The sequence below is a fragment of the Komagataeibacter ossonobensis genome, from assembly GCF_057359305.1.
In genome coordinates this window covers 21,274-34,304 of record NZ_JBXAYQ010000034.1, presented here as the reverse complement: position 1 = coordinate 34,304, position 13,031 = coordinate 21,274, and the positions used below count along the sequence as shown (strand labels likewise).

The window sequence follows — 13,031 nt, the reverse complement described above, 5'->3', positions numbered from 1 at the left end:
AGCTGCTGTCGGCTGGCGGCTGGCTTTCTGGATCATGTCGGGCCTGACCATGCTGCTGATCGCATGGGTGCTGGCGAAGGTTCCTGACTTTCCGGGTGCCGCGTATGACGAGCGTCTGCCGTTCCGGCATGTCCTGTACATGCCCGGCGTGCGGTCTGTCCTCGGTGTCGTGATGGCCTGGATGCTCGCGCATAATGTGCTCTATACCTACATCGTGCCATTCGTGACGCCAGCCGGACTGGCGGGGCAGGCAGATCGCATCCTGCTGCTGTTCGGGGGCGCGGCCCTTGTCGGCATCTGGCTGACCAGCCGCACGGTCGATCATGCCTTGCGCCTGTCCGTCCTGCTCAGTCTCGCCATATTCGCGGTCGTGGCGGCGGCTTTCGCCATCGGATCAGCATCGCCTGCGATCATCATGATCGGAGTGACGGTATGGGGGCTGACATTTGGGGGCGCCGCGACATTGCTCCAGACAGCACTGGCTGATGCAGCCGGCGATGGCGCGGATGTCGCGTTGTCAATGAATGTGGTGGCGTGGAACAGTGCCATAGCCGGTGGAGGCCTTCTGGGCGGCGTTCTGCTCGACACATGGGGGGCGGCATCGTTCCCCTGGGCGGTGATGGGGCTTGTCGCTGTCGGCTTCCTGATCGCCTGGCAGGCCCGGTCCCACGGATTTCCGCCCGGCTACCGGCTCGGGCATGGGAACGAAAGCTAAGAATTTGATGTGGAGTTACCCTGCGGTTTTGGTAAGGACAAACGCCTTTATGCCAATGAAGGTTTGTGTCAGAGGATTTTTACGCATCACCCGACTGGTTGGCCGGACCTTTTCTGATCTTGAATTGGATCTCCCAAAAATGTCCGCCTTGAAGACCATAGGGATAGGCCGCTGAAGGCACAGAGCTTCTGCGACCGGGGCGTTCATCCATACGTCCAGCTCATCCGACTGCGTCAGGATCACAGGCATAGCCTTCGGATGGACCGCGCCCACTTCCCGGTTCGCCTCGGTGGTGAGAAACCCAACAGGTCATCCGTCGTCTCACCATCCGCCGGTTTCCGCACTGAGGTGCATCGGCACCAGATCCCGAAAGAAAGCAAGCGGTTCTCCGTCGCTGCGGGCTGGCACGCCGGGAGGCGCTATGGGCGATCAAGGCGCTACGGGACGAACCGCTGCCTCTGTTCGCGGCAGCGCAGGTGACACGGGAAGCGGAGGAACCGGACGTGCTGCTCCAGCCGATGCGGGATGGCGCCGAGGTGGTGCGAGACTATAATCGGCTTGGCCTGACCCTGCGGGACCACCCCCTGGCCTTTCTGCGCGAGGATCTTCAGGCCATGGACATCATATCCTGTCGGCAGGCACTGGCGGCAAAAGATGGGAAGCGTCTCACCGTGGCCGGGCTGGTGCTGGTCCGGCAGCGACCGGGCTCCGCCGAGGGCGTAGTGTTCATGACGCTGGAGGACGAGACGGCAAATATGAACGTCATTATCTGGCCGGATCTATGCGATGCGAACCGGCGCGTGGTGCTGGACGGACAGATGCTGGCAGTGACAGGCATGCTGCAGAAAGAAGGCGACGTCGTGCATCTGGTGGCAAAAGAGATCACTAACCTCTCCGGATTGCTGGCGGATGTTGGTAATCGCTCTTCTACGAAGAGCACTTATGACAACGATTCCGACAGTGAACGTATCGTCGTCAGATCGCGTAATTCCCACTGATCAATAAGACCGTCGATAAAGCTCACGTCATCGTGAAAAGCCTCATCATGAGCCCAAACTACGCTGCGCTTTCACTCCCAGTTGCATCCTATACGCATTCTGCGCTCATTCCCGGAACGCAAAAAAGCCACCCTGATGGGTGGCTTTTCTTCTGTCTTATCAGACACGTATTCATGGTTGCGGGGGCACGCAAGCACCGATGCCCACACTCACTTCAGGCAGCAATATAATTAAGTAATATCAGTATCTTGTGTAGATCATCGACCCGTCGACAGCCAAACACTGAGCATGAGAGCAATCCCCCCAAGCGACAGAGAAACACGTTCATCCTCATGAACGTGTTTCCAGCCTGCCCCTTCTTCAAGGTTATGGGCTACACAAGCGCCAACCGATTATTTCGGCGTATGTGTTGGAATCTCTCTCCTCCACTTGCCCTCGCGAAAGCGTTCTCCCAATCCAGTGCCGTCCGAACTTTCTCGTTGTTTTCAAGGGTTATCCGGGATGTGCTGTTCACCGGCCTGCCGCACACGATACTAGGAAGCGTTCTCTTCGGACCGGTATTTTCCGGACCTGTTAACCGCGTACAGTCGGGTTCTGAGCGCCAAGATATTGAACTTATGAGATTTAAATTGCTTGCGCACTGGGCGTGGTTTGCAGTTCCGCTCGCCAACTACCGGAATCCGGATCGAACGATCAGCGAACGGCCCTATGCCGCCTGCGCAAAGCCACCATTCACGGCCTGTTGCCACACATGGGCGTACACGCTTGCCGCAAGTGCTTTCTTTTCGTCGGGCGTGAAGGGCGGTGACGGTAGATTCGCGAATACCTCGTCCAGGATGAAGACCTCCACATCGGCCTTGGTTTGTTCCTTCTCCCAGAAGCGATCGAGTTCGGCCAATCGCGCCTTTATGGATGTCAAGAGGTCGCGGCTCGCCTGCTTCACCCGCGCACGAGACGTCTTGTCCAGACTATGCTTGAGCAGCAGGTCGAAGAGCGCGAGTTCATCCTCACCAAGCCCCTCCTTCGTTGCGCGCTTCTGTTCCTCGTCCAGACTGTTGACGAGTTCGACCAGTCGGCGGAAGGTCTCCTCGATGGTGATCCGATCTTTCTCCCGATTGTAGTCGGCGATGATCGCCTCGTACTTCACCTGATAGTCCATCCTTCCGGGATTGCGCGCCAGCATCTCGGCGAGCTTCTGTTCGACGATGTCTCGTATGTCCTGAAGCGCGGTCGCTTTGCGTCTGACCTTTCTTGCAAATTCGTCGCGCAGCTTCTCAAGATCGATCTGACTGAGGTCGAAGGTCAGCCCCTCGGCTTGGTCGTCTCCTGGCGCCTGCGTCCGGATGGCCTCGTTGACGATCCGGTGCAACTCCTTCAACAGCTCGGTCACGTCAGCCGTGTCGCGCCGCTCGGTCAGCTTCTTGTAGATTGCTTCGATGTTGTCGTGTCGTTCTGCGTATGCCCAAGCGCTGGGCTCCATCAGCAGCGCCTTGAAGCGAATGAATACCTGCCGTGCGAGTATCTCGAAGCGCCGCTTGGCCTCATCCGTCGAATAGACGGCTTCCACGGCGTCCTTCAGGCCCTTGATGCGCACAAAGCCCTTCGAGCCGAGCAGCACGCCCGGGTCGAAGCCGAGGTCGCGCAGGTGCGCCTCGGTCGCCTCGATAGCTTCGAGCAGAGCCTGCACCCTCTCCTCGATGGGGGCGATGATCTCTTCTCCACCCTTACCATCATCACCGAGCGCGTACTGGGCAAGCGCGGCCCGCAGGCTGGCTAGCATCCCGTTGTAGTCGACAATCAGGCCGAAGTCCTTGCCAGGATACATTCTGTTCGCGCGCGCTATGGCCTGCATCAGCGTGTGCGCCTTCATCGGCTTATCGATATAGAGCGTTGACAGACATTCCACGTCGAAGCCGGTCAGCCACATTGCGCAGACTATTGCGACGCGGAACGGGTGCTTGGGGTTCTTGAAGGCAGTCTCGACATCGATCCGCTCGCCATTTCCGGTATCGAAGCCCTGCTTCATCAAGGCGCGGTGCGGGATGATGTCGAACCCCCATTTCTTGAAGTCCGCGACCTCGTTCTGCGCTTCGCTGATGATAATCTCGACGATGGTTTCCTCGAGCCACATTGCCTGCGCAGCCAATTCTTGCGCCTCCTCCGTGAGCACAGCACGCAAGGATTCATCGGCCGTGGTATCCGCTTGGGCCTGCTTGGCATCGGCCGCCGCCCTGACTTCTGCAGTCTTCGCCCGCCATCGCGGGACGATCATCTGGTGCATCCGGGCGCAGGTAATCTTGTCGATGCACACGAACAGGGACTTTCCGGATTCCCACCTCGTCGCGCAGTGCTCGACGAAATCGCCTGCGATCTTGTCGAGCCGCTCATCGGCAGTGATGATCTCATAGTCTTTCCCGAGCAGCTTATTGAGGAGCGCCGTCTGATCGGGGTCGAGTTCCGCCTCCTCGATCTTCTCTGCGATCCGTTCGTTCAGATCCGTCTTGGCGACGCCCAACTTCTCGCCTCGGTTCTCGTAGACCAGCTTGACGGTGGCCCCGTCCTCCTCGGACCGCTTGAAATCGTAGCGCGAGACATACTCGCCAAAGATGCGCTTGGTGATCTCGTCCTGTTTGAACAGCGGCGTGCCGGTGAAGCCGATGAAGGCAGCATTGGGCAGCGCAAGGCGCATGTTGCGAGCCAGCCGCCCTGCCTGCGTGCGGTGTGCCTCGTCCGAGATCACTATGATGTCGTCACGCTCGCTGTAAGGCTTCTTCGGTTCCACGTCCTTGTTGAACTTGTGGATCAGGCTGAAGACGTACTGGTTGTTCTCCTTCAGGATCCGTTCCAGATCATCGCCGGATGCCGCGCGCGGCGTCTCGTTTCCGGCAATGCCGCAGCCCACGAAGGTCTTGTAGATCTGGCTATCGAGATCGTTCCGGTCGGTCATAAGCAGGAAGGTGAAATTGCCCGGCACCTTGCGCCGCACCTTCTCGGCGAAGAAGGCCATGGAATAGGACTTGCCGCTGCCCTGCGTGTGCCAGAACACGCCCAATCGACCCAGATCGGGGTGCGCTCGCTCGATGATGTCGACAGGACCTTCGGGGACGAAGGATGGCAGCGCCGTTTCCGCTGCCACAAAAGCTTGATTGCCCTTCCTGCGCTTCGTCGGCGCTTTTCGCTCCAGCGGCAACTCGACAACACGGTGCCGAAGGCGTTCTTCGGGCGGAATGTCCGCCTTGATCGCCTCCTGCCGTGCGACCGAAGCCACAGCTCGGTTCACGCCCAGCACCTGATGGTTTCTCGCCACCACCTTGCGCGCGGCGCCTGCCTTGCTCTCGTCGAACAGGATGAAGTTCTCAACCAGATCGAGCAGACGATCATGCGCCAGCATGCCGTTCAGCAGACGCTCCGCATCGACGCTGCCTTCATCCCCCTCGTCGAGCCGCTTCCACTCGTTGAAGTGCTCCCATTCGCTGGTGATCGAGCCATAGCGAGCCCGGTCGCCGTTCGACACGATCAGGAAGGCGTTGTGATGGAACGCATGGGCGATGACATTTTCGTCCATATAGTCGCGAAGGTTGCCGTCGAACCCGGCCCGGATGTTCTTGTAGACGGCCTTCAGCTCGATGAAGACCAACGGCAAGCCATTGACGAAGCAGACCAGATCGGCGCGGCGGTTGTAGTTGGGCGTCCGGGTCCCTGTCAGCTTCAACTCGCGCACAGCGAGGAAGCGATTGGCACCGGGCGCGTTGTCGAAGTCGATCACCCGGGCGCGGGCCGATTTCTGGCGCCCTTGCGCGTCCCGGTAGGTGACAGGCACGCCGCCACGCAGCATGCGGTAGAAATCGCGGTTGTGTTGCACCATTGAGCGGCTGACGTCATAGACGGTCAAGGCGCGGATCGCGTCCTCGATGGCTGGGCTAGGCAAGTCGGGGTTGATGCGATGGAGGGCTGCGCGCAAGTCGCGGCTAAGAACCGCCTCTGTCGTGTCCTTGCGTCCCAGCGTGCCGTCCGGCTCGAGGGTTTCCTGATTGTAGGCGTAAAGGGTCTCCCAGCCGAGTACTTGCTCGAGATGATCTGCGAAGGTCTTCTGGACCAGTCGATCTTCCGAGTTGATGCCCGTTACTGCCATAAGCCGTTAACCCCTCACACCACGTTGAAAGCTGATCGTTCTTCCGAAACTTCGCACAACAGCACTTCATCCATCCGCTTTGGAAGCGACGTTCTGGGCTTGATACTCAAACTGTGATCTCCCCGTTCATCAGACGAGGCAGGAGAAGGTCGCGGGCTTGGGCGAGCTTCTGGTTCTGCTGATCCAGCTTCTTGATGAGCCTGAAATTCGGCTCTGTCGCCTCATGGAAATGTTCAAAAAGCGATTTCGGCGGCAACGGCACCTCCGCCCGCTCGAAATCGTCCGGGCGCACAGCGGGGTATCCTGCGCCGGTTGCATGGTTGACCAGATGACCCACGAAGCTGTCGGTAGTGACGAACATGTAGATCCAAGTGAACGGCACCGACGAAGCCGAGAGAACCGTGAACCCTGTCGAGACGACATCGAGATCGTCGGGATCGAGGATCAGCGCGTACGCCCGCAGGTTCGGCCTCACGTTCGACCAGATCACGTCGCCATCCCGCACCTTTCGACGTGCTCGACCCGGCGCATCGGCAGCCGTCATGCGGTTCTTCGAGACAATGCGGCCCTGCACCACTGAAGAAATGTCGATGTAGTCGATCTCGTCGGGAAGTTCCTTCGCGCGATAACTCTCGCGATTCGTCGCTGCGACGTCGCCCAGCTTTCGCCGCTCCCAGCCCTCGGGGAGACCGTCCCTGAAGGGGACGTGTTCGTGGCCGGGGAAGCGGAAGTGGACGAACCATTCGCGATAGAGCAGCCTTGCTGCCTCCTCCAACAGCGCAATCCTCCGCCGGTTGGTCTCGATCAGGTCGTCGTAGGCGGAGAGGATGGAAACGATGGTGTCCTGCACATTCCGACCGGGCAGGAATATAGGGAGCCCATGGATGTGGTTTCGGTTCAGCGTTGGGTTGGCCCCACCAACATTGAATCGTTCGAGTCCCAAGCACTTCAGAGCATAGTATACGAAACGGGGGTTGTTTCCGTTGAGGGACTTGCTCCAGAGCGTCGTGTCATGGGGCCAGTAATCATTCCCGGAATAATGCACGCTCCCCAGCGTGCCCTTGCGGCCGATGATGATTCCGGGGCCCTCGACCTTCGCCTCGTTGTGCCAACTGCTTAGGCCGGACGACGAGAAGACGGGGATCTCGCCTTCCTTCTGCTGCGCCTTTGTAATGTCGAAGCCACGCTGCAAAAGCACGAGGTCCTGCAACACAGCCGGTTTCCAGTGCTTGGAGCCGAGGTATGCCGTCACACGCCCAACTCCTCGAAGTTCCGGGCAATCCGCGTCGCCAGGTCCGCCGCCTCCTCGTTCAGCCCCTTGAGGTCGATGTGGATAGATCGGAGCGCCTCCTCAAAGTCGAAATCCTCGTCCAACTCCTCAGACGCCACACCGACATAACGACCGGGCGTCAGGCTCCAGTCATGCGCCGCGATCTCGGCGCTGCCAACACGCTTCACCAGCCCCTCGACATCGCGCAGAACCGCATCGGGGAACCGCTCTTGCAGCCAATCGGCCTGTTTCACGAAATACCGCGCCATCCGCAGCGCCTCCACCGCCGCAGTCCGAGCGCCCTCGAGCGCCTTGCGGGCGCGCGTCACCTTAGCATTGTGCCAGAGGGCGTGGTCGCGGGCGTCCAGTTCCTTGACGGCGGTATCCACCACGCGCCCTGCCAACTTGGCGGCCAGGTCGATCTGCTTGGTCATGTCACGGCAGCGGTCTGCCATGGGGTGCAGCCCGGTGCGGGCCCCATGCAGCCCGGCATTGTCAAGCGCGACGTCAGCCCAGCCCGCCGCCCGCGCCGCGACCTCGGCGTTGAACCCCGCGATATCGGCCGCCAGCGTTGTCCGCGTACCGGTCAGTTCGCCCCAAGTCTCCGCAAGAGGATCCGGATCGCGCTTTTTAATGACGAAGGGCTGCACCAGATCGACGAGTTTGCCGAGCGCCTTGTCATAGTCTGCCAAGGGTTCTGCCGCTGCCCCGCCGGCAACCATGGCCTGTGCAAGGTAGCTTTCGACGAGTTTCAGAAAGCGGTCCGCCTGGCCCCGATAGAGCCATACGATGGCGGCGATGTTCTTCTGCTGCTCGGGCGAGAAGTCGTATATGGCGCGCGACACCTTGCGGTAGATGTTGCGTGCATCGAGCATCAGGACGTGATCGGCGCGGTCCGGGTCGCGTTCCTTCGCCCGGTCGAAGAACCACAACTGGCAGGGCACGGTGCGCGTGTAGAAGAAGTTGCCGCGGATATCGATCATCACGTCGACGGCGCCGGTCTCGACCAGCTTCTGGCGCACGACTGCCTCGTCCCGTCCGGCGCTGGACGCCTGGCTGGACATGACGACACCGGCGCGGCCGTTCTCGTTCAGGTAGCTGTAAAAATAGGACATCCACAGATAGTTGGCGTTCGAGACCTTCTTGGCCTTGTTCACGCCCGGCAGGCCGAAGGGCAGCCGCTTGTCACCCTTGACCTTGTCGGCGTCGACCTCGTCCACGTTGAACGGCGGATTGGCCATGACGAAGTCGCACTTGCCGACCAGTTCGTGTGGATCCTTGTAGTAGGTGATCGCTTCATTCCCGGCCCGGATCGTACCCTGAAGGCCGTGAACTGCGAGATTGATCTGGGCGAGCTTAGCGGTCGTCTCGTTCTTCTCGTGACCGTAGAAGGTGACGCGCTTCATCGTGTCCTGGCCCGCGTCCTCGATGAAGTGGCTGGACTGTACGAACATGCCGCCCGAGCCGCAGGCTGGGTCGAAGACGATGCCGTGGTCGGGCTCGATCACGTTGACGATGGTCTGGACGATGGAGGGCGGCGTGAAGAATTCGCCGTTGTCGTGAGCGCCCTGCTTGGAGAACTCAGCGAGGAAGTATTCGTAGATGCGGCCGAAGACGTCGCCCGAAGCATTACGCAGGGCCTCTGTGTCGAATTTGCGCATCATGCTTTCGAGCAGTTCGTCGTCGAAGCGCTCGTAGTCCTTGGGCAACTGGCCTGCGAGAGGCGGGAAATGCTTCTCGACCTCCTCCATGGCGGCGGTGAGTGCGGCGCCAAGTTGACCGCCCTTGGGCATGTCGAGGATCACATCGTAACGCGCGGCCTCGGGCAGCAGCATTGCGCGGCGGCGGCGGAAGTCGGCATCGACCAGCGGTCGATCCGGCATCTTTCCGACGGCCTTGTCGGCCTCGATCGCGGCGAGAGCCGCGTAGTAGCGGTTCGTGGCCTGGCGCAGGAAAAGGAGCCCCATGATGGGCATGAAGTACTCGTTCGAGGCGAGTCCGGAGTTGGCCCGCAGGTCGTCGGCCAACTTCCAGAGGTCTGCGCCGAACTGTTCGATCCCGGTCAGGTGGTCTGCAATCATTCGCTCGTGTTCTTTCCTGCGTAACGTTCGCCAGGACTAATACTGGGCTTATCCAGCGCCTTCAGCCGCTCGTATTCCTCGACTGCCAGCACGACAACAACGGTGCGCCCATGCTTCGCAACCGCGACAGGCGCAGCCCTGGCGAGATCGATCATCCGTCCGAAGCCGTACTTCGCGTCTTTCGCGCTCAGGGTTTGCATGCGACTCCCTGCCTAATGCTCCGATCACTTTTGGCCAATTTGGCCCAATTAAGCAATAACTGCAGTCACGTGCGATGTATGGGGCGAGGTGGTCAGGTATGCGTGTGGTGCGTTTGATCGGATCCAGCTTGCCGGTGGGGAGAGCCAATCGGTAACGCTTAGCTTTGCTGTTGATGAAGGAGCAAGGCCGTTCCAGATTTTGGAACGAGCAGGCGGATGCGTGGGAGATTATCTTTGGCGACTATACGGTGACCGTGGACTGATCCGCACAAGACCAATTGCACGCGGAAACGCCCAGCGTCACTCGCTGACATTATATCGCGCAGCCGGCATCCACACCGGCTACTGTTGGATCTTGAGTCAGCTTTTCATGATCTATAGCCAGAACCGGCCATTCCGCTTACGGCCTCAATCCGGTCATGCCCGAGCAGAAGCGAAGCGGGCTATGGCGTATGACCGGCGCTTATGAAAAAGGGCTATCCTACATGATAGGGCGTGAGCGAACCTTAGGCTCAGGACCCTTTACGAGACTGAGATGATGTGATTCGACGGTCATCGGAAGGAGAACCCGATGTCTGATCTGCCGATGCTGCCTGTGAGCAAGATGCGCGCGTTAGGGCCATATTTCCCGAAAACGCGCGGTCTGAAACGCGTAGATGATCGCCGCGTGCTGAGCGGCATCGTCTACGTGATCCGGCATGGCTTGCAATGGAAGGACGCGCCGTCGGGCTACGATCCGCATAAGACGCTGTATAATCGCTTCATTCGTTGGAGCCGTCTTGGCGTATTTGCCCGGATCTTTTCCGCCCTGACGGGTAATGCTGGCGTCCCGGAGGAATTGATGATCGACAGCACACATCTGAAGGCGCATCGCACTGCCGCAAGCCTGCTCAAAAAGGGGGTGCTGCGCGTCGGATCGGACGCACAAGAGGCGGCCTGAACTCGAAACTGCATGCCGTCTGCGACGGGCATGGCCGTCCAGTGGCGATGCTGCTCACCGAAGGTCAGATGAGTGACCACAAAGGCGCAGCCCTGCTGCTGCCACGCTTGCCCTCCGCTCGCCACCTGGTCGGCGATCGCGGTTACGACAGCAATCGCTTCCGGCGCAATCTGACCGAACGAGGCATCAAGCCATGCATCCCGTCCACGAAGAGCCGGAAAGTGCCGATCCCGCACGACAAGTCCCGATATCGCCGGCGGCACAAGGTCGAGAACATGTTCGGCCGCCTCAAGGACTGGCGCCGCATTGCCACGCGCTACGACCGCTGCGCCCACACCTTCTTCTCGGCAATCTGCCTCGCCGCAACAGTCATCTACTGGACGCCGTAATGAGTCCTGACCCTAAATCATCATTACGCGGAAAATGGGCGGTTAAATTTAGTTGCCAACATGAAAGTAAAACCTCTGCACGCCAGAAATAACTCTGAAGATATCCTCGCCAATATCTTCATTTATACCTAGCTGTCCTCAGGGTTCCAGTAGAGCGGTACCGCATAATGCCTCACATAGAAAGTCTCGCCGGTGCCCTTGTGAGGGTGAGCTGAATTAAACTGTAACCTATTCACATTTTTAATGTTACCGGTCAGTTTCCAACATCCAGCGAGCGCTTTCTCCCATTTAGAGAAAAGCTCATTGGCATTCTCCTCATCGAAATAGACAATTATTGCACCGTTGTTCTGTCCAGGAAGACCGGTTGCATAGCGGGTCATTAGCTGACGAAACCCTTTAAATATCCATGATTTCCCACTCCAATTCTTGGCTTCACCGATCCAGAGAAAGCCATCACGCATCTCAATTGAGATGTCAGTGTGGCCGCCTATTTTTACATCATGATATGCTGGGAAACCCGCCATTTGGAGCATAGATACCAACTCCACTGTACGCTGATCTTCACTAAGATTTTGTTTATATTTGCGATTTCGGACCAACTGACCGATCACCAATATTAGGGCGCGATCCAACTGCTTGAGTATCTCTTCATGCGTTTCCGCAGCCTGAAGACGAAGCTGAATTTCCAATGGTGTGTTGTTATGTGCGCGATTGAGAAGATCACGCAGTGTAACTTCATCCGCCATGGTCACCCTGGAGCGCAGCCACCAACTCTTTCGATGCTCTAAATACTGGTTTCAGCTGCTTCTCAAAGTCAGCCACCTCCTCCCCCGTGCGAGGATGTATGAATAGTGCCTCATCAGCCGACTGCATCGCCTCTTTGACGGAAATCGATATTTCACGATCCTCATCCGCGTCGTAGAATACGAAATACATCGTTAGAGGGTTGTGCTTAATCATGGTCAATGCGGTCAAAGCCGCCTGAAACACATCATCATCAGGCTGCCGCTGTACGAAGTCCGCCAAAAGCATGTAAGTCAGTCGTTGAAGCTGGTTAGGCTTCATGGTCGTCAGACGATCAACCAGAGCACGGCAGACAGACAGAAGCGGTTCGCGAATGTCGCGATCGATGTTCTGCTTGATGTCCTCCAATGCCATCAGACCAGTGTCACTTTCTGTCTAGATGATCTAAAACGCGATCGCGCACATAATCATAGTCCTCGAAGCAAGCACAGTTTCGAATAACCATCTCGCCAATAAACGGCCCAACTTCGGCAGTGTGAGCCGATGTGCCACTGATAGTCACCTCTGGGGCCGACGATACGTCGCGGCCCAGATCCACATGCCATAGGACACTTGTTTTATAGACTTGAATGGGCGCATCCAGTACGCCGATTCCGCCTTGATGGTAGGCCTCCTCGCGACAGCATTGTTCACCTCGCCGTGTTTTCTCCAGTTTCTGCGCGGAGCCGGCCACCATGAAACCTAACTCCACCATCGCACCGTCACCTCGCGCATCGTAAAGTGACTGCATAATTGGGAAGACATTAACTTGTCTGTGCCCAAGACTGCTTTCGAGCATTTCGTCGAACTGCGCTCGCGCCCTCTCAAGCGCGACCATAGCATGACGCTGATGCGTGCCGAATGGAAAATCGATTCGCAGCTCGACGTAATTTCCGTCATTCGGAATCCAGAGCACGTCTAGAGCTTCAAGACGTTTGTGACGGATGCCAACCAATTCGTTGAAGCCAGCCAATTCGTTAGCAACTTCGTCAGTCAATTCGGCAACGACGACTGTCTCGCGGGATTGCAGATAGCGCACTGAAGCGAGCACGAGAGCTATACCATCCCGATAAGCTACCTTAGCGACCAAGCTCGGCACGACACTACTATGCTCGGCCAGTTCATCCTCAGGAAGAAGAATTGGATACGCGTTACTGAACGGTGTAACAGCCACTTCAAGGGACGCTGTTGCTTCTCTCAGAGCGCGGATCTCATCATGGTTCAACTTAAATAGCTGAACAAGTTTTTCGCCGCACATAATGTGCTCTTCCAGCGCATCTTGCAGCTCATCCTCGGCTTCATCATATTGATCGTCGCCATCGGCAACTCGGGTAAGCGTCCTATTCCACCCGCGAGCGCGATCAAGTCCTTGAGACTTCAAAACCCGTTTTGCTACCGACCATGGCATTCTTGCGCGCATACTGCGAACTATATCGATGGTAGCCAAATGTCACCTTCTCGCTGCTTCGCAACATGCCGTTATCAGACGATAATGTTCTGACAAACTGAACACGAGGTGTCCA

Annotated in this window: 9 protein-coding genes and 2 pseudogenes; 3 read left to right on the top strand and 8 right to left on the bottom strand. The window is 58.1% G+C overall.

Annotation, left to right across the window (positions count from 1 at the left end):
* A partial coding sequence (locus AC1RQ9_RS14920) for an MFS transporter (RefSeq protein ID WP_485987576.1) occupies positions 1–715 on the top strand: 715 nt, incomplete at its 5' end.
* 159 nt (positions 716–874) lie between these two features.
* Here the strand turns inward: AC1RQ9_RS14920 and AC1RQ9_RS14915 are convergent.
* Positions 875–1,117: pseudogene (locus AC1RQ9_RS14915) on the bottom strand (SOS response-associated peptidase); the annotation flags it as partial.
* Between AC1RQ9_RS14915 and AC1RQ9_RS14910 the strand changes: the two are divergent.
* A pseudogene (locus tag AC1RQ9_RS14910) lies at positions 1,114–1,713 on the top strand (OB-fold nucleic acid binding domain-containing protein); the annotation flags it as partial. The pseudogenes AC1RQ9_RS14915 and AC1RQ9_RS14910 overlap by 4 nt on opposite strands.
* Positions 1,714–2,419: 706 nt before the next feature.
* Here the strand turns inward: AC1RQ9_RS14910 and AC1RQ9_RS14905 are convergent.
* The 4 genes from AC1RQ9_RS14905 to AC1RQ9_RS14890 all read right to left on the bottom strand — a co-directional run bounded on the left by AC1RQ9_RS14905 (position 2,420) and on the right by AC1RQ9_RS14890 (position 9,396).
* A complete protein-coding gene (locus AC1RQ9_RS14905) occupies positions 2,420–5,845 on the bottom strand; it encodes a type I restriction endonuclease subunit R (protein ID WP_485987575.1) in 3,426 nt (1,141 codons plus the stop codon).
* Between the two features lie 106 nt (positions 5,846–5,951).
* The gene (locus tag AC1RQ9_RS14900) at positions 5,952–7,097 is read right to left on the bottom strand and encodes a restriction endonuclease subunit S (protein WP_485987574.1); all 1,146 of its coding nucleotides are present in this window, start codon (positions 7,095–7,097) and stop codon (positions 5,952–5,954) included.
* Positions 7,094–9,196, bottom strand: coding sequence for a class I SAM-dependent DNA methyltransferase (locus AC1RQ9_RS14895; protein ID WP_485987573.1), 2,103 nt, complete (start codon positions 9,194–9,196; stop codon positions 7,094–7,096). Before AC1RQ9_RS14895 ends, AC1RQ9_RS14900 begins: the two co-directional genes overlap by 4 nt.
* On the bottom strand, positions 9,193–9,396 hold the full coding sequence (locus AC1RQ9_RS14890; protein WP_485987571.1) for a type II toxin-antitoxin system Phd/YefM family antitoxin: 204 nt from the start codon (positions 9,394–9,396) through the stop codon (positions 9,193–9,195). The genes AC1RQ9_RS14895 and AC1RQ9_RS14890 overlap by 4 nt, the downstream gene beginning before the upstream one ends.
* 571 nt (positions 9,397–9,967) lie before the next feature.
* Here AC1RQ9_RS14890 and AC1RQ9_RS14885 point away from each other — a divergent pair.
* Positions 9,968–10,725, top strand: a protein-coding gene (locus AC1RQ9_RS14885) for an IS5 family transposase (RefSeq protein WP_485987570.1) whose coding sequence is annotated in 2 segments (ribosomal slippage) — positions 9,968–10,301 and positions 10,301–10,725 — 759 coding nt in all. Because the reading frame shifts where the segments join, the coding sequence is not laid out codon by codon here.
* A gap of 128 nt (positions 10,726–10,853) precedes the next feature.
* On the opposite strand, the gene AC1RQ9_RS14880 is transcribed toward AC1RQ9_RS14885, so the two are convergent.
* The 3 genes from AC1RQ9_RS14880 to AC1RQ9_RS14870 are packed head-to-tail and all read right to left on the bottom strand — an operon-like array spanning position 10,854 to position 12,955.
* The gene (locus AC1RQ9_RS14880) at positions 10,854–11,471 is read right to left on the bottom strand and encodes a hypothetical protein (protein WP_485987568.1); all 618 of its coding nucleotides are present in this window, start codon (positions 11,469–11,471) and stop codon (positions 10,854–10,856) included.
* Positions 11,461–11,883, bottom strand: coding sequence for a hypothetical protein (locus AC1RQ9_RS14875; RefSeq protein ID WP_485987566.1), 423 nt, complete (start codon positions 11,881–11,883; stop codon positions 11,461–11,463). The genes AC1RQ9_RS14880 and AC1RQ9_RS14875 overlap by 11 nt, the downstream gene beginning before the upstream one ends.
* Positions 11,884–11,893: 10 nt before the next feature.
* On the bottom strand, positions 11,894–12,955 hold the full coding sequence (locus tag AC1RQ9_RS14870; protein ID WP_485987565.1) for a hypothetical protein: 1,062 nt from the start codon (positions 12,953–12,955) through the stop codon (positions 11,894–11,896).
* Positions 12,956–13,031: the final 76 nt, after the last annotated feature.

Coding starts and splice junctions, on each gene's coding strand:
- AC1RQ9_RS14905 (WP_485987575.1), bottom strand. CDS start 5,845: ATGGCAGTAACGGGCATCAACTCGGAAGATCGACTGGTCCAGAAGACC.
- AC1RQ9_RS14880 (WP_485987568.1), bottom strand. CDS start 11,471: ATGGCGGATGAAGTTACACTGCGTGATCTTCTCAATCGCGCACATAAC.
- AC1RQ9_RS14890 (WP_485987571.1), bottom strand. CDS start 9,396: ATGCAAACCCTGAGCGCGAAAGACGCGAAGTACGGCTTCGGACGGATG.
- AC1RQ9_RS14895 (WP_485987573.1), bottom strand. CDS start 9,196: ATGATTGCAGACCACCTGACCGGGATCGAACAGTTCGGCGCAGACCTC.
- AC1RQ9_RS14875 (WP_485987566.1), bottom strand. CDS start 11,883: ATGGCATTGGAGGACATCAAGCAGAACATCGATCGCGACATTCGCGAA.